This is a genomic window from Fodinicola acaciae (genome assembly GCF_010993745.1).
GTDB lineage: Bacteria > Actinomycetota > Actinomycetes > Mycobacteriales > HKI-0501 > Fodinicola > Fodinicola acaciae.
The window spans coordinates 855771-872765 of sequence record NZ_WOTN01000002.1; the positions used below are offsets into that span (position 1 = coordinate 855771).

12 protein-coding genes are annotated in these 16995 nt (G+C 69.5%); 2 read left to right on the forward strand and 10 right to left on the reverse strand.

Annotation, left to right across the window (positions count from 1 at the left end; genetic code table 11):
* Nucleotides 1-3 precede the first annotated feature (3 nt).
* Together GNX95_RS19390 and GNX95_RS19395 are read left to right on the forward strand one after the other, a co-directional pair.
* Nucleotides 4-864 (forward strand): transcriptional regulator, encoded by an 861-nt coding sequence (locus GNX95_RS19390; RefSeq protein ID WP_163508813.1) that lies wholly within the window; start codon nucleotides 4-6, stop codon nucleotides 862-864.
* Nucleotides 864-2465 (forward strand): gamma-glutamyltransferase, encoded by a 1602-nt coding sequence (locus GNX95_RS19395; protein ID WP_163508814.1) that lies wholly within the window; start codon nucleotides 864-866, stop codon nucleotides 2463-2465. The genes GNX95_RS19390 and GNX95_RS19395 overlap by 1 nt, the downstream gene beginning before the upstream one ends.
* Before the next feature lie 12 nt (nucleotides 2466-2477).
* Here the strand turns inward: GNX95_RS19395 and GNX95_RS19400 are convergent, their stop codons facing one another.
* From GNX95_RS19400 to GNX95_RS19445, 10 genes are all read right to left on the reverse strand, one after another.
* Complete coding sequence (locus tag GNX95_RS19400; RefSeq protein ID WP_163508815.1) at nucleotides 2478-3026, reverse strand: AAA family ATPase; 549 nt, start codon at nucleotides 3024-3026, stop codon at nucleotides 2478-2480.
* 61 nt (nucleotides 3027-3087) lie between these two features.
* On the reverse strand, nucleotides 3088-4995 hold the full coding sequence (locus GNX95_RS19405) for an ArnT family glycosyltransferase (protein WP_163508816.1): 1908 nt from the start codon (nucleotides 4993-4995) through the stop codon (nucleotides 3088-3090).
* 329 nt (nucleotides 4996-5324) lie between these two features.
* On the reverse strand, nucleotides 5325-5918 hold the full coding sequence (locus GNX95_RS19410; protein ID WP_163508817.1) for a hypothetical protein: 594 nt from the start codon (nucleotides 5916-5918) through the stop codon (nucleotides 5325-5327).
* A gap of 58 nt (nucleotides 5919-5976) precedes the next feature.
* Nucleotides 5977-6816, reverse strand: a complete 840-nt coding sequence (locus tag GNX95_RS19415) for a DUF1028 domain-containing protein (protein WP_163508818.1) — start codon at nucleotides 6814-6816, stop codon at nucleotides 5977-5979.
* Nucleotides 6817-6821: 5 nt separating this feature from the next.
* A complete protein-coding gene (locus GNX95_RS19420) occupies nucleotides 6822-7826 on the reverse strand; it encodes a hypothetical protein (RefSeq protein ID WP_163508819.1) in 1005 nt (334 codons plus the stop codon).
* A gap of 166 nt (nucleotides 7827-7992) precedes the next feature.
* Nucleotides 7993-9666: a hypothetical protein gene (locus GNX95_RS19425; RefSeq protein ID WP_163508820.1), complete on the reverse strand. Its 1674-nt coding sequence runs from the start codon at nucleotides 9664-9666 to the stop codon at nucleotides 7993-7995.
* Nucleotides 9667-9678: 12 nt separating this feature from the next.
* Complete coding sequence (locus GNX95_RS19430; protein WP_163508821.1) at nucleotides 9679-10368, reverse strand: glycosyltransferase family 2 protein; 690 nt, start codon at nucleotides 10366-10368, stop codon at nucleotides 9679-9681.
* On the reverse strand, nucleotides 10369-11787 hold the full coding sequence (locus tag GNX95_RS19435; RefSeq protein WP_163508822.1) for a hypothetical protein: 1419 nt from the start codon (nucleotides 11785-11787) through the stop codon (nucleotides 10369-10371).
* A gap of 70 nt (nucleotides 11788-11857) precedes the next feature.
* Nucleotides 11858-13021, reverse strand: a complete 1164-nt coding sequence (locus tag GNX95_RS19440) for a macrolide family glycosyltransferase (protein ID WP_163508823.1) — start codon at nucleotides 13019-13021, stop codon at nucleotides 11858-11860.
* Between the two features lie 108 nt (nucleotides 13022-13129).
* A complete protein-coding gene (locus GNX95_RS19445; RefSeq protein WP_246281675.1) occupies nucleotides 13130-16846 on the reverse strand; it encodes an ABC transporter ATP-binding protein in 3717 nt (1238 codons plus the stop codon).
* Between the last annotated feature and the right edge of the window lie 149 nt (nucleotides 16847-16995).

Sequence of the window (16995 nt, forward strand, 5' to 3'; positions counted from 1 at the left end):
GCGATGGCTCATCCGACCCGGCTGCTGCAGGACCTGGTCCACCAGCGCGTACGCCTGGGGATCCTGGTCGCGCTCTCCGCCGGCCACCGCCTCGGCTTCACCACGCTGCGGGACATGCTCGGTCAGCCGGACAGCGGGCTGAGCCGCCACCTGGGCGTGCTCGAGGGCGCCGGGATGGTGGCCACCGAAAAGGTCATCGAGGACAACCGGCAGAAGACGTGGGTGTCGCTGACCGAGGTCGGACGGCATGCGCTGCGGGCGGAGCTGGCGGCGCTGCGGTCCATGATGGAGGGCATCGCGGAAACCCCGGAGGCCGGCGATTTGGAGCTTTTCGCGGCACTGCTGGGTGATCGTCCGCAACGGGAGCGAAAGCCTGGCCTGACGCCGGCGGAGTTGATCCTGCCCGATGGGCCGGAGGGCTTCGAGGTGCTCCGCGACCTGCCGATCGACGACCAGTTCCAGCTGTCCGGCGTACGTGACTGGGGCAGCGCCGAGGCACAGCGGCTCGCGTTTCGCAGCCACGGCCTGACCGGCGGGCACCTGCGCAGCTGGGTGCGCGATGGTGAGCGCAGCGCGCACATCATGTTGGTCGAGCTGGGAGGTGCGCAGGCGCCGCCGGCGATCGTCGGCTGTTTCGCACCCTCGACGCTGAATGTCCCGGACATCCCGGAAAACCGCGGCTATCTCCTGCATCGTGGCGGCCAGCTGCCGGTGGCGGCGGTCTGCTGGTTCTGGCATGGCCGGCACCTGCTGTGCGTGACCGCGCGCGGCGAGGAGGAAACGGCCAAGGCGCTCTGCCGGGAAACCGCGCAGCGCCAGTTTCGCCGTATCGACAACGCCAATCCATATCTCAAGGAGACGTGATGTGGCCGGAGGCCGACGGCTATTTGCACAGGGGCAACGGAAAACGGACGCTGGAAGCGGCCACCGGCAGCGGCACGCGCGCCATCGTGGTCGGCTCGACCGGCCCGTACGCCCAGCTGGCCGGCCGGAAAGTGCTGGAAACCGGCGGCAGTGCGGTCGACGCGGTGATCGCCACCTCGCTGGCGCAGATCGCGCTGGCCGCCGGCTCCTGGGTTTCCTACGCCGGCATCTTCAGCCTCGTGCATTTTGCTAGTTCCACCGGAAAAGTCGACTCGCTGAGCGCCGGCTTCCGGACGTTCGAAGGTGAGACCGAGCCGGCGACCATCCCCGGCCGGCCTGAGCCCAGCGGCCGTACGGCGCTGGTCCCTGGGTTCATGGCCGGCATCGCGGCGGCACACGAAAAGTTCGGCAAGCTGCCCTGGGCCGACCTGTTCCAGCCGACGCTCTACGTCGCAGAGCGGGGCTTTCCGGTCGGCTCCGACCGGCAGCGGCAGTTTGACCTGCGCGCCGACGTGCTGGCGCGTACGCCGGAAGCCCGCGCGATCTTCCCGAAACTTCCGCGTGACGGCGAGGTTTTCCGCCAGCCGGCTTTGGCCCGTACGTTGACGTCGATCGCCGCGGAAGGCGTCGGCTGGATGTACGACGGGCCGTGGGCGCGCGATTTCGTGCGGATCGTCAACCGTGAGGGCGGCCGCGCCAGCCTCGAGGACCTGCGCGCGTACGCGCCGATCTGGGCGGAGCCGGTGCGAGCTTCGGTGTACGGCCACCAGATTCACGCCGCCGGCCGGCCGGATCGCGGCGGTTTCCAACTGCTCGAAGCGTTGCAACTGGCCGAGGACGTCGGCGATCCGACCACCGATCCGGAGGCGCTCCACCGGCTGATCCAGATCACCAGGCACACCGGCAGGCCGGGCAGCCACTCGGATTTCGTGCTGGCCGTCGACCAGGCCGGCAATGTCGCGGCGGCCTGCCATTCCATCAACACCGGCCTGTGGGGATCGACCGGAATCTTCGTCGGTGGCGTGTCGATCCCGGACGCGGCCTGCTTCCAGCAGCGGACGCTGGCCGCGATCCCGCCCGGCGGACACCTGCCTTTCCCGGCGAATCCGGCGATCGCCATGAAGGCCGGCCGGCCGGTGCTGGCGTCGAGCAGCATCGGCGCCGGTCTGCACGTGACCACCCTGCAGTGCGTGCATGCCGTGCTGGCGCTTGGCAAAACCGTCGGCGAGGCGGCCCGGCGGCCGTTGTTCCACGGACCGGACTTTCTCGCCGGCGATTCGGTCAGTGGACCGGTGACCGACCGGCTCAACGGTCCGGGTGTCGGACCGCGGTGGACCGAGGCCGTGCGCAAAGCCCGCGACGCCGGCGTCCCGCCGGAGCGGATGTGGGACACGGTGATGGCCGGGATCCCGCAGGTCATCGAGGACCGCTTCGACCCGGATGTCCTTGCGGCGGTGGAAAAACGCGGCCTGCAGCTGTCCGTACGACCGCTCGACGACGCCACCATTCCGCGCGGCTACTGGGGTGGCATCGGCATCGCCGACGGCCTGCTCACCGGTGCACGTACGCCGTTCGTGCATGGCGAGGTCGAAGGCCTGTGACTCATGGAGTCTTTAGTGATGGCGGAGGAATTCCACCGCCACCTGCTTGGCCGCCTCGGAAGCGCTGATGTCGCTGGTGTCCACCACCAGATCGGCCACCTCGGCCATCCAGGCCCGGTTTTGCGCATATTGCTCAAGATGGGCCACCCGCCAGCGGCGTACGCCGGCGCTTGCCACCGGATCGTGCGGAAACTCCATGCTGTTGGCGACCCGCTCGGCCAGCACGTCGTCCTTCGCGTCCAGCAGCACCATGAAGGTCGCGACGCCTTCTTCCCGGAACCGGCCGAAAATCTCCCGGTGGTATTCCTCTCGCAGCAGCGTCTGCGGCACGGCCCACGGGCTGTGCGTGTAACGGGCCAGCTGGATGGCGCCTTCGGCGACCAGCGGACGCCACGGCGACCAGTCCTGGAAGTCGTCGACCGGCATGTCGGACAGCGTGCTGCGCAGCAGCACGCCGACCAGCTCCGGGTCGTAGACCCGGCAGTCCGGCAGCACCTTGGTCAGCTCGTTGGCGGTCGTCGTCTTGCCGGCGCCGAACGTGCCGTTCAGCCAGATCAGCACGCCTTCGACATTAGCCGCCGGCAGGCGCCGATGATCATGCGCGACGCGTTTGACGACGATTTCACGGCACCGGCCGCAACCGCGGATTCCAGCCGATGACGCTGGTCGTCACCGGTCCTTTCAGCACGGTCGTACGCCAACCGCGCGGCAGTGACGAAGCACACGACTCCGCATTCGCCGACACGCACAGCACCGCGTCGACATCGGCGTTTTCCGGTCGTACGGCTGGCAAGGCCGGGACACTGCTGGAGGTCACCACGATCTCGCGCTCGCCGCGGGACGCGCCGCTGAGCACCCACACGCCGAACTCCGGAAATTCCTCCCAGCCGGCGATGCCGATCCGCCGCGCGCCGGCCGCGGTCAGTTTTTCCACCGCTGTGGTGACATCCGGGCTCTGCGGCAGGACCTGCTGGTCGACCGGCCGGTCGCGAAACAGGATCGACAGCGATCGCGGCGAGCCGGCGGTCAGCGTACCGATGCCGACCAGTGCGACCAGGACCACGATGCCGCCGGCGATGGCGCCGCGGATGCTGGCGATCGCCGGCCAGCGCGACCGCAGCCGGGTGACGGCGACCGGCACCAGCGGTATGCCGGCCAGCACCGCACCGAGCAGCAGCCGGTTGATCCACGGCTGGTACGAGACGTACGAAACGAAGGCCACGCAGGAAAAAGCGAGCGCGACGGCGTACGCCCGATGCATGGCCAAGCCGATCGCCAGCAGCGCGAGGACCGCGCCGATGATCAGCAGCACCTGCAGCGGCGCCGGCGCGTAGGCTTCGTCGTAGCCGTAATTGCAGATGTAGCGGTTGTTGCCGAATTCGGTGCGCGGGTCGTAGACGTCGCGGTGCGCGAGCTTGTGGATGGCGCGGTTTCCGCCGCAGACCAGCTTTTTGCCGACCGGGCCGGGGACGAACAGCTCGGCGCTGGCCATCTTCGACGCGTTCATCGCGACGGTGACCGGGTCGTGGCTGTCCAGCGTGATCGAGTCGACCTGGCTCGGACCGAACGGCGACCCCCAGATCGCCGTCTCGATGGCCAGATACGGCCCGGCGACGGCGATCGCCACGGCGGCCGCCATCGCGGCGCTGCGCACCCCGGTCCACCGCCGCCGAAACAGGATCCACATCCACCACAGGCCAAACCCGGCGGCCAGCGGGATCGCCGTGCTTTTGGTCAGAACGGCCAAACCGAGCGCCGCTCCGGCGAGCGAGGCGAGCCACCAGCCGCCGCGCTCGCGCGACTCCAGGACCAGGCTGATGAACGCCAGCAGGAAAAACGCCGCGGTCAGGTCGTTGGAGGTGCCGGACGCCTGCAGCACGGCCATCGGCATGGTGCCGGCGACCACCGCGGCGAGCATCCGCCCGGCGCGGCCGGTCCCCAGCTGGCCGGCGATCCGATAGACCGCCGCCGCGCTGCCGATCCCGGCCAGCCACTGCACCAGCGGCGCGGTCCAGTACGTCCCGGACAGCACGCGCAGCGTGAAGCCGAGATATTCGGCGCCGGGAGCGAAGGTCACCTGCCGGTAAACCACGCTCGGATAAGGGAAAACCGAGCCGTTGGCCCACCAGTGCTCGATCCTGGCCAGGTGATAGGTCAGGCTGTCCTGCGTGTTTGGCAGCCAGCGCAACGCCACCGCCAGCTCGCCGGCCGCCAGCAGGACGAGCAAGGCCAGGCCGATCCATTCGTACGCCTGGAGGCGCGCCAGCCGCGGTCGCGGCCGTGGCCGGCCGGCGCGATGCCAGCGTACGACCAGAAAAGCGGCCAATGCCACGACCACCGCGGTCCACACCAGCGCCACCAACGGCTGTCTGGCCAACCGTGCCACCGACAACAGCTCGACGATGCCGACCGCGGTGACCGCGGTCAACAATGCGGCGTGAACCGCCTTTCCGACTGTGTCGGTTTTCGTGTTTGCGAACCAGAGAAAATAAAGTGCCCCCGCGACGGCAGGCAGCAATGCCTCAATCACGGGGGCGAGCGTAGCCGCGAATTCACCGGAAAAATATCAGCCTTTTTCCGTGCAACCTTTTCGCGCGCCAGCGCGTCATAACTCCCGCTTTTTCGCCTGACCAACAATATCGCGGAATTTCGGCGGCGGCCGCAACCTTTCTCAATTGATGGCGCGTCTTATTCTAATGGCCACATCACGTCTCTGAGATTCTGGATAAATCTCGACCGCTGCCGCAACCTTTTCGACCGTTCGTGCGTCCGGTCGCCCGGCCTTTGGGGAGCGGAAAAACTTTGGCCGTACGCGCAACCTTTCCGGCCACCCGGCGCGTCATCGGGTCATGACGCTGTTTATCGCGGGCTACGCGGCCAGTTGATGGTGTTCTCGCCGTCGTATCCGGTATTGCCCGGCATCCGCAACGTGTCGCCGTATTCCGGCTCCGCGGTGCCGGCCAGCGGCGAGCCGGTCGGACCGCCGACCGGCGACGGCTGTCCGCCGAAACCGGGGTCGGCCGCACCGCCGGCTGCCGGACGCGCGCGCCAGCGGCGCCACTGCGACGGGATCAGCACCGGCAGCACGCCGGTCAGTCCGATGATCAGCGCGGCGCCGCTGATCGCCAGCGACAGCAGGCCGGTGCTGACCGCCGGCCACACCGAGATCGCCTTGGTCAGCACCGTCGGGATCGCCACGAGTACGCCGAGCACCAGGAACGGCAGGCCGACCAGGAACGACGCGATCGGTGAGATCCGGCTGGCGATCAGCAGGGCGAAGACGATCGCGCAGACGAGCAACACGGCCAACGGCAGCCAGAACCTGGTCGGGTCGGAGAGGCTGAAGGCATACTGCGCGTACGCCTCGCTCACGCGTGTCGAGCTCCATCCCACGCCGATCAGGATCGCGGGAGCCAACAGGATTCCGAGGATCAGACCGATCACATGCCGCACAACGGGCCTCCAGCCAACGCCGGGTGTGGTGTGTGGCCGCGACCTTAGCAAGGTTGCGCTATGCGCGCGGATCGTCGAGCAATGCGGCCAGGTGCCGGAACTGGCCGCCGCGCAGCCACTCCTCCCAGCCCGGGCGGCTGCGTAGCTGCGCAAACGCCGATCTGGCCGAGGTCAGGTCGCCGCGCCTGGCCGCCTCCATCATCGCGTACACGTCCCGCGGTCCGTCCGGGCCGAGCAGCGCCAGCGTCGCCGAGTCGGACTGCTCGTACGCGCGCTGCAACAGCAACAGCCGGTGCAGCTCGCTGAGCGGGTCACGTGAGTCGTCGACCCGCAGGTCGATGCTCACCTCGTCCCACGGCTCACCGGTGCGCCGCGCGCTGACCTGCAGCAACGCGGCCGACTGCCGGCCGCGCAGGTCACCGCCGGCGCGCTCGCCGGCCAGCAGCGCGCCGACCAGCCGCTCGGCCAGGCCACCGGACTCCAGGCCGGACGGCGCGCTCATCGTCATCGCGTTGGCCATCGCCGGCAGCACGGTCGGGTTGGCCAGCATGTTGCCCTGCACCGACCAGCCGTCGCCGGTCAGGTGGCCGGCAACGGCCAGGCAGCCGGTGCCGGTGTGGACGGCCACGCGGCCGTCCGCGTCGACCATCGCCACCTGGCGTACGGCCGGATCGGGGTCGCGGTCGAGTAGCGTACGCAGGACCGTGTCCGGCGACTCGGCGGCCAACCCGTCCAGGCCGACCGGGCCATAGCCGCGGCGGGTCTGCGACTGGGTGGCGACCGCGCCGACGCCGGCTCTGGCCCAGCTCACCGCGCGGCCGACGGCGAGCACGCAGGACGCCACGGCGACCGCGAGCTCGCCGGTCACCGGGTCACGGGCGACGACCGAGTACGTCACCGGAGTCAGAACACCGGCCGGTGCATCGTGCAGACCGCGTCGGCACGTGCGTCGAAGGCGGCCATCTGCGCGAGCGTACGAGTGTTGGTCCGCGCCGGCGGCAGCTGGACCTCCTTCACCAGATACGGTCCGAGGCCGGCCAGGCCGGCGCAGTCGTACACCGAGACCCGCGCGATCGCGAACGGCGCGAGGTTGTGGTGCTTCTGCCACTGCGCGATCCGCTTCTGCGTCGCCGCCTTCGCGAGCGCCGGATCGGTGACCGCGAGTGCGTCCATGTTGGTGCCGTTGTGCGGCTCGTCCTGCAGCACGCCGGGTTTGCTGGTCGACTGGTATGGCCAGAGACCGGTCGCGGTGTCCAGCTTCTGCTTGTTGGTCGCGGCCATCGCGGCGGTCAGCTGGTCCTGGCCCGGCCGGTCGATGCCGGCCTTCCTGGCCTCGGTGAGAAACCAGGCGACGCCGGCCACCACGTTGTAGACGCACGGACCGACCGCGTCGTACTTCGACATCGAGTACGCCACGCAGGTGCCGTCCTTGATCCGCGGCAGCTTGATCACCGCGTCGACCAGCTTGACCAGCCACTCCTTCGGGATGGCGCCGGCACGGTAGGCGGCCAGGTAGAGCCGGCCGACGTGGTCGGTCGAGGTGATCGTGTAGGTGTCGTCGGCCGGGTTGAAGGTGCCGTCGCCGAAGGTGTCCGACTCCTGCCCGAGACCGAAGCCGCCGTCGGGGTTACGGCGCTGCTCGACCTGCTGGATCAGCGCCTTGACCTTGGCGTCCTTCCAGCCGTAGTAGGTCGCTCGCGCCAGCGCGACCAGCGCGTACGTCTGCGCCACGTCGGTGTTCTTGTCGGCCGCGAGGATCCGGTCGGTCGCGTACTCGGCCGCGTCGCGCAGGTCGTTGCCGGTGCTCTTGAACGGGATCAGCGCGGCCGTCGGGATCGGCTTGTCCTTGCGCTTCGGCGTCGACGTGCCGGAGCAGCCGCCGACCAGCAGGACTGCCGCGAGCCCCACGGCGACAGCCTGGAGGATGCGTGTGCGACGACGGTGGCTCACGCCTGCCGACTCTAGCCGTCGGTGGCGTCTGGTCCGTTTGCGGCCCGCGTACGCGGAGCTGAGGAGCGGCACACCATGTTTGACGCCTGCGGGGTGGGTCGAGGTTGCACGGGTCAGCACCTCATCAGCCTGGCGGTGGGTTGGGGACCGGCGGCGGCAGCTGCGCGAGGCAGCTGCGCCGGGAGGGCAGGCCGGTCGCCGTGCCGGTCGACGGACCCGGATAGAGCAGGTAGGCGCCGGTCTGCGGGCCGGCCGGCAGCGCGCGCTCGACGCGACCGTACGGCTTGAGGGACGCCGGCAGGCCGGCATCGGCGTACGGCCGGTAGTCGTGGTTGTTGATCACCAGCAGCCAGACGCGCTTGGCGCCGGACAGCAGTGGCTCGACCGGATGCGCGACGCAGGTCTCGTCCGGGGGCCGCAGATAGACCACCGCGCGGACCTTGGGGCTGTCCGGCGTACGCCAGTAGAGCCGCGTCCAGCCGTAGGCCCAGCTGTCCACCAGCACCACGTCACCGGGCTGCAGCCGGGCCTTGACACCGTCCAGCAGCGGATGCAGGTCGGGGATGACCGCGGCGCGTTTGGCCAGGTTGGCCGGCACCGTCAGCACGTTGTAGCCGACCGCGGAGAGCAGCAGGATCGCCGCGACCAGGCCGAGCAGCAGCCGGGTCGGCGGTCCGGCGACCTCCGGCTCGTCGAAGTCCGGCGAGTCGGCGTCCGTACGCGCGCCGCCGACGGCCGCGCCGAAGAGCAGCAGCACCAGCGGCACCGTCCACAGCGCCGCGCGTTCCCACAGCGGATAGATCCCCAGCACGGTCGCCAGCACGCCGGCGCCGAGCGGAGCCAGCACCAGCAGGCCGTCGAACGGTCGCCGCCACAGCAGCCGCGCGACGCCGAGGGCGGCCGCCAGCAGCACGGCGATCGGCACCGCGGCGTCGATCGGGTTCGTCGCGAAGTGCGAGAACAGGTTGCTCCACCACTGCGTGCTCATGCCGGTCTTCGGCGGAAAGGCGCCGAGATCCAGCCAGTACGTGCGCAGGTAGCTGTTGGCCGCACTGTGTCGCAGCGACAGCACGTAGTCCAGCGCCAGCGCGGCCCAGAACAGCACGCTGGTGACCGCGAACTCGGCCAGCCGGCGCCACTGCGAGCGCAGCACCAGCTCCAGCACGAGCACCGCGGCGATGGCCGGGATGGCGAAGACCGCGGCCTGGCTGAAGGCGAGCGAGATGGCCGCGAGGCCCCACCAGCCGAGCACCGCGCGGCGGTCCTCCGCCTGCCGTACGACCATCGCGGTGCCGACCAGCAGCACGGTGAACAGCGCCTCGAAGGCGTACTGCTTGACGTTGTAGGAGTAGTAGATCAGGAACTGGTTGGTGGCGCCGAGCGCGACCACGGTGAACGTGCCGGCCAGGCCGAACAGCCGATACGCGAGAACGCCGAGCAGGGCGAGACCGGCCAGGTCGGCGACCAGTTCGGGAGCGTGCATCAGCCGCTCGTTGACACCGCCGGAGATCTGGAGCAGCAGACGCTGCAGATACAGCCAGCCGAGCGGCGCGGACTGCAGCAGGTCGGGGCCGTGCTCGATCCAGCCGCGTACGCCGCCGCCGATCGCCGACCAGGCGATGCTCTCCTCGTCGGCGCTGAGGACGCGCGCGTTCCACCAGCCGTCGACGCGCAGCCAGAGGCCGTACGCGGCTGGCACCGCCAGCAGGATCCACAGCCAGCGGCCGACCGCCGGCGGGATCCGGAAGCGGGGTCTGACCGGCTCCGGCTCGACCTCGCGAGCCTGTCTGGTCGGCACCAGGCCCGCGCTCTAGCCGCGCTTGCGGGCTCGGATCTTACCGAGGATCCACAGCGCCTCGACGCCGTCCTTCCAGGTGATCTTCTTGCCCTGCTCGCGACCGCGGGCCTTGTAGGAGATCGGCACCTCGTACGGCCGGACGCCGCGCTTGAGCAGCTTGCCGGTGACCTCGGCCTCCATGCCGAAGCCGGGCTCGCGGATGTTGAGCTTGCGATAGAGCTCCAGCGGCATCAGCTTGAAGCAGGTCTCCAGGTCGGAGATGTAGGCGTTGTAGAGCACGTTGGCGGCCATCGTGACGCCTTTGTTGCCCATCACGTACCAGAACGAGTACGCGGAGTGCGAGCCGAACGTGCGGGTGCCGTAGACGACCTCGGCCTCGCCGTCGAGCACCGGCTCCAGCAGCGACGGGATCTCCTCCGGCGCGTACTCCAGGTCGGCGTCACAGATGATCATGTAGTCGCCGGTGGCGGTGGCCACGGCCGTACGGATCGCCGCGCCTTTGCCGCGGTTGACCGGGTGGTCGCGGCGTACCAGTCGGGAGTCGCTGATGTCGTCGAGCACCGCGGCGGTGGCGTCGCGGCTGCCGTCGTTGACCACGACCAGCTCGATCTCGCAGGGGTATTCGACTCCGAGCACCCGCTTGACCGCTGCGGCGAGGGTGCGTTCCTCGTTGAACACAGGCATCAGGACGGACAGCTTCATCTAGCTCGAGCTCCCTGGGTTTGTCGTCTCGGCACCGGACCGGAGCATATCGGCGTCCGGCCCCACCCCTGACCGCCGGCCCTGCGCACCGGCTGTGACAGTCGTCGTACGGTCCGCCTCTGAGGTTGTTTTTTCCTGCTGGCCGGCCGATTGAGGGGCATCGTCGTCGATGTCCGCCGCGCTATGCCGCTGCCGGCGGCTCAGCCAGCCGACCACCAGCGGGCTGCCGGTGATCGGGTCGCGGCCGAGCAGCTGCGCGCGGCTGAGCGTGATCGCGGCGGCCAGCAGGAGGAACACGGTCGCCGGCAGGAACAGCCGCAGGCGGGTCGAGTACGGCGAGAGCAGCAGCGTGCCGAGATAGCCGACCAACACGCTCGCGGCCAGCCACGGCACGATCGTGCGGCGCAGCGTGAACGCGCCGATGCCGGCGACCAGCACCAGCAGCAGCATCGCCGCGTCGCTGTTGAGCAGCCAGCGCCCCTCGCCGGCCAGTGCCTTGCCGAAGAACGCCGGATAGCGCAGCAGCGCGTCGTGCATGTTGGTCATGACCTGCGTGTTGAGCTTCAGGAACTGCCAGAGCGTGAGGTGCGAGATCAGGCTGCCGAACACCGTGGTGGCGACCAGTCCGGCGAACGACACGCCGAGCGCCTTCCACCAGTCGCGGCGTACGTCCTCGGTCTGCAGCCAGGCCCAGATCGCCACGAACACGATGAACGCGCCGGCGAACGCGATCAGCTGCCGCGTGACGCCGGCCAGCAGCATGGTGCCGAAGCACCAGCCGAGCCGCTGCCAGGTCATCACCGGACCGGTGGCCAGCCCGGAGCGCCACGGCAGGGTGAACAGCCAGCAGGTGATGGTGACCACGGACAGCGACTCGGCCAGCGGCATCACCAGATAGATCGCCGGCGAGCTGAACAGCAGCAGCGCCATCACCGCGACCGCCGGCAACGGCTGGACCAGCCGGCGCAGCAGCAGATAGACCAGCGGGACCATCGCCGCGTACGCCAGGAACGGCACGACCAGCAGGCCGTTGGGTCCCAGCAGCGCGACGAACGGCGCCGACACCAGCGAGAACAGTGGCCGGCCGCCGAAGGACGGATAGTTCAGCGCCTCCCACAGCGGAAACGGGGTGGGCAGGTTGATCACCGTCGCCGACAGCTCGCGCACCTGGTGGTCGGCGACGCTGGGGTCGACGCCGAGAAAGCGCAGGGAGAAGTAGAGATAGAACCGCGAGTCGGCCAGCCACAGGTTGCGGCCGGCGAACAGCAGAGAGCTCAGGTGGATGCCGGCCGACAGCACGCCGAGCGCGCTCACCAGCACCAACCAGGGAGCCTCGCCGCGCCTACGGCCGCCGCTCCTGTCTGGTTTCGCGGTCTCGCCAGCGGGGTTGCCGGCCAGTGTGCCGGCCTGGTCTGCCATCGGTGCGTCACACCCGTCTTCCGGCGGTGCGCTGCCGGGGGTCACCCGACAGCGCCGAACCGGGACGATGTTACCCAGCGACCTTCGTCAGAATCGCGGCCGCCTTGTCCGCGCCGCCGGAGCCGAGCGCCGCCTCCCGCATCTTCGCGACGCGTTCGCGGTATTCCGGCGTGTCCACCGTCGCGACCGCGTCGGCGAGCCGGTCGGCCGTCGCCTCCTCCGGCGGCAGGTGGATCCCCAGGCCGAGCTCGGCGACCCGTTTCGCGGTCATCTCCTGCTCGACCATCTGCGGCACGACCACCAACGGGACGCCGTTCGCGATGCCTTCCATGGTGCTGTTCATGCCGCCGTGCGTGACGAAGACCCGGCTGTGCTCCAGTACGCGCAGCTGCGGGACGTGCGAGGCGATCGTGAAGTTCGCCGGCACGTCAGGAAAGTCCGCGTCGCTGAGCCGGCTGCCATAGGACAGCACCACCGGACCGCTGTCGGCGAATGCCTTCATGGCCGTACGGAAAAACTCCGCCTGCTGGTTGAAGACCGTGCCGAGCGAGATCAGCAACGTGCCGTCCCGCACCGGGAAGTCGGCGACCTCCTGGCGGCCGGCGAAGGTCGGGCCGACGAAGTGGAAGCGCTCGCCGAGCTGGTCGCTGTCCGGGTGGAACTCCTTCGGCATGAAGACGAGGTTGGTTGGTGCCTGGTGGAAGAAAAACTCCATGGTGTTGTCGATGGAGACGCCGTATTTCGCCGCCACCGCACGCAACCGCTCCGGATCGACGACCGGGCGTCCCAGCTTTTCCGCCATCTGGCGCATCAGCCGCGCCGCCGACGAGCCGGGTGCCATCGCGTACGACGGATAGATCAGCGCCGAGCGGGCGCCGCTGTCCATGACCGCGAACTTTCCCCACAGACACATGCTCTCGTAGACGATCAGGTCGGGGTCCACAGTGGACAGGAAGTGCTGCAGGTCGTCGGCGACCTGCTCGGCGGTGTCGAGCATCCGCGTCATCAGCCGCTCGACCGGCGGCGCCGAGCCGGTTTGCGGCTGCCAGCTCTGCTCGGCCAGGCCGGTGCTGTAGCCGCGCACCTCGGCGCCGGTCGCCTCGACCGCCGCGCGGAAGGTCTCGTCGATGTAGTAGATGACGCGGTGACCGTCGGCGACGAGCTTGCCGGCCACCGCGAGCGTCGGATTCACATGTCCGTACGCGGGCATCGGGATGAACACGAACGTACTCACGTTTATCTCCCAAGTCGGTTTTTGACCTGTCGGCAGGTTAGGAAACTTACTAGCCGGCCGTCAAGGAGATATGTCCGCCTCCTCAGCTCACCCTCAGAAACCGGTCACTTAGGCTGGACGCTTGTCCAAAGCGCCGGTGAACGCATCCCAAAGCTCCGCATACCGACCGTTCGCCGCCAGCAGCTCGTCATGCGACCCGATCTCCACGATCTGGCCGCCGTCGAGTACGACGATGCGGTCCGCACGTGAGGCCGTGGTGAGGCGGTGCGCGACGACCAGCGTCGTACGCCGGCGTGCCAGCGCGTCGGTCGCCCGGTTCACCGCCGTCTCGCTGGCCACGTCGAGCGCCGCGGTCGCCTCGTCCAGCAGCAGGATGTCCGGGTTGACCAGCTCCGCGCGCGCGAGTGCGATGAGCTGGCGCTGGCCGGCGGACAGGCCGCGGCCACGCTCGCCGATCGGATGGTCATAGCCGCCGGCCAGACCCGCGATCATCCGGCTCGCCCCGACCGCGCGAGCCGCGCGTGCGATGTCCTCCTGTGTCGCCGACGGCCGGCCGTACGCGATCGCCTCGCCGACCGTGTCGCCGAACAGATACGGCTCCTGCGGCACCAGGCCGATCCGGTGGCGGTAGGCGGCCAGGTCCAGGTCGCGCAGGTCGACACCCTCGACGCGTACGGCGCCGCCGGTCGGGTCGTAGAACCGCGCGACCAGCTTCATCGCGGTCGACTTGCCGGCACCGGTCTCACCGACCAGCGCGACCGTCTCGCCGGGCGCGATCCGCAGGTCGACGCCGGCCAGCGCCTCGGTTTCCGCGCCGGCATAGGAAAAGTGCACCTTGTCGAAGCAGATCTCGCCGGTCAGCGCCGGCACCGGTCGCGGGTTTTCCGCCGCCGGCGTCGAGGTCGGCGTACGCAGCAGGTCCGACAGCCGGCGGATGCCGACGGCGGCCTGCTGGTAGGAGTCGAAGACCTGCGAAAGCTGTTGCACCGGCGCGAAAAACAGGTCGACGTAAAGCAGGAAAGCGATCAGCACGCCGGCCGTCAGCACATTGCTGTGCACCTGCGTGGCGCCGACCCAGAGGATCAGCGCGGTCGCCGCGCCGGACAGAAACTCCACGAACGGAAAGTAAATCGAGATGTAGCGTTGCGTACGCGCCCGCACCTGCCGGTATTCGTCGCTGCGTGACTGGAAAATCTCCATGTCGTACGCCTCGCGGCGATAGGCCTGGCTGACCGACAGGCCCGCCACGTCCTCGGCGAAGGCCGCGTTGACCGCGCTGACTTTCTCCCGCGCCAGCGTGTATGCCGGCACGCTGAGCCGGCGAAACCAGACCGTCGCGACCGCGAGCACCGGCAACGCTGCGGCCAGGACGTACGTCAGCTTGGCGTCCAGCGCCAGCATCGCGACCAGCACGCCGCCGAGGGTCAGGATGCTCACGAGTACGGTCGCCAGGCCCGCCTGCAGGAAGTTGGACAACGCGTCCACGTCGGTCGTCATCCGGGTCAGGATGCGGCCGGACAGCTCGCGCTCGTAGTAGTCCAGGCCGAGCCGCTGCAGATGCGCGAAGGTCTTGACCCGCAGCGTGTAGAGCAGCCGTTCGCCGGTGCGGCCGGTGATCCGCTGCTGAGCCGTGGCGATTCCCCAGTCGACCAGCACGATCACCAGGGCCGCGGCCGCGCAGGCGAACAGGACGGTCGTCGACTGCCGCGTCACGCCGTCGTCGACTCCGGTGCGTACCAGCGCTGGTACGAGCAGGTTGGCGACCGCGTCGGCGAGCACCAGCGCGAGGCCGGCGACCAGCGGCCAGCGCAGTGGCCGCAGCAGCCGGCGGAGCGTGAACTGTGGGTCCGCCTGCCGGGCCGCCGGCTCGTCGACCCTCGGGTCGGTCTCGGTCGGCAGCGTGGCCAGCCGCGCCGCGTCCGCGTCGTCCAGCGTGCCGGCCGCGAACAGGCTGGTCCGGGCCGGCCGCCTGCCGTTGCCGCTGGCCGCCACGGTGGGGCGCCGGCCGTTCGTGTCCGATTGGGCCGGTGCGGCCTCCGCCACGCCGGGAAATCGATTGCCGTCGACGCAATCGGAATCCGATTGCGTCGTACCCGTCAGTAACTCCACGAACAGCGGGCACCGCTCGTCCAGCTCCGCCTCGGTGCCGATGTCGACCAGCCGGCCGGCGTCGAGTACGGCGATGCGGTCTGCCAGCGCGAGGCTCGACCGCCGGTGCGCGATGACCAGCGTCGTACGGCCCTCCAGCGCCGGCCGCAGCTGCGCGTGGATGTCCGCCTCGACCGACGCGTCGATCGCGCTGGTCGCGTCGTCCAGCACCAGGATCCGGCTGTCACAAAGCAAAGCGCGCGCGAGCGCCACCCGCTGCCGCTGGCCGCCGGACAGCGTCAGGCCCTGCTCGCCGACGACCGTGTCATAGCCGTCCGGCAGCTCCCGGATGAAGTCATCGGCCTGGGCGACGCGCGCGGCGGCGACGATCTCGGCCTCGGTGGCGTCCGGCCGGCCGTACGCGATGTTGGCGCGGACCGAGCTGGAGAACAGGAAGCTTTCCTCGAAGGCGATCGCCATCGACCGGCGCAGCGACTCCATGGTCGTGTCGCGTACGTCCGTGCCGCCGATCCGGATCGTGCCGTGCTGCACGTCGTAGAACCGCGGCAGCAACTGCGCGATCGTCGACTTGCCGGAGCCGGCCGTGCCGACCAGTGCGAGCGTTTCGCCTGGTCGTACGGTCAGCGAGACGCCGTCCAGGACCGGCCGCCCGGCGTCGTACCCGAACCGCACGTCGTCGAGCTCGATGGACAGCGGACCGTCCGGCAACGGCTTCGCGCCGGCCGCCTCGGTCAGCGTCGGCCGCGTGTCGATGACCTCCATGACCCGCTCGACGCTGGCGCGGGCCTGCTGGCCGATGGTCAGCAGGGTCGCGAACATCCGCACCGGTCCGACGAACTGGCCGAGATACGTGGTGAAGGCGAGGAAGGTGCCCAGCGTGACCTGGCCGTTCAGCGCCAGCCAGCCACCGAGCGCCAGCACGCCGACCTGGCCGATCGCCGGCACCACCTGCAGGATCGGCGCATAGCGCGCGGTCAGCCGGATCGACCGCATCCGCGCGCTGAACAGCGTCTTCGCATGGTCGGAGAGCCGGTCGAGCTCGCGCTCCTCCTGGCCGAACCCTTTCACGACGCGCACGCCGGTGATCGCCGCCTCGACGACGCCGGCGACCTCGCCTTCCTCGTGCTGCGCGAGCCAGTTGGCCGGGAACAGGTCGCGGCGGCTGCGGTAGGACACGATCCACAGCACCGGCGCGATGGCCAGCGCGATCAGCGTCAGCAGCGGCGACAGCCAGAACATCGCCGCCAGCGCGACCACGAACAGCAGCACGTTGCCGATCACCATCGGCATGAACGCCAGCAGGCCCTGCACCATGGTCACGTCGGAGATCGACCGGCTGACCACCTGGCCGGTGTTCATCTGCGCCTGCCGCGCGCCGTCCAGTCGCTGCAGCGCCGCCAGCAGGTCGTTGCGCAGGTCATATTGCACGTTCAGCGACAGCCAGCCGGCGTGATAGCGACGCAGATACGCGCCGGCGAAGCGCAACGTGCTGGCGATCAGCAGCAGCACGATCCAGCCGGTCACCGAGACCGCCGCGACGCCTTTGTCGGCGACCACGGTGTCCACCACGTGTTTGGTGATGAGCGGCATCAACGCCGCGATCGCCGCCGCCGCCAGCGCGCCGCCGAGCGCCACGTACATCCGCCGGCGGTGCCGGAAACAGTACGCCAGCAGGCGCCTCAGCCAGCCAGATCTATTCCCCGAGGAGTCACTCACGCGGTAATCACGTAAGCAATCCTAACGAGCGCGTACGACAACTCCGGCCTGGTTTTCCGCCCGGCCCCGGCCGGTTACGGCAACGGCCGCAAGGACCCCTTGCGTGCGTCTGGCGCAAATGCCAGGAACCTGACGTCGGCCTCGGTTGG

Coding starts and splice junctions, on each gene's coding strand:
- GNX95_RS19390 (WP_163508813.1), top strand. CDS start 4: ATGGCTCATCCGACCCGGCTGCTGCAGGACCTGGTCCACCAGCGCGTA.
- GNX95_RS19395 (WP_163508814.1), top strand. CDS start 864: ATGTGGCCGGAGGCCGACGGCTATTTGCACAGGGGCAACGGAAAACGG.
- GNX95_RS19430 (WP_163508821.1), bottom strand. CDS start 10,368: ATGAAGCTGTCCGTCCTGATGCCTGTGTTCAACGAGGAACGCACCCTC.
- GNX95_RS19435 (WP_163508822.1), bottom strand. CDS start 11,787: ATGGCAGACCAGGCCGGCACACTGGCCGGCAACCCCGCTGGCGAGACC.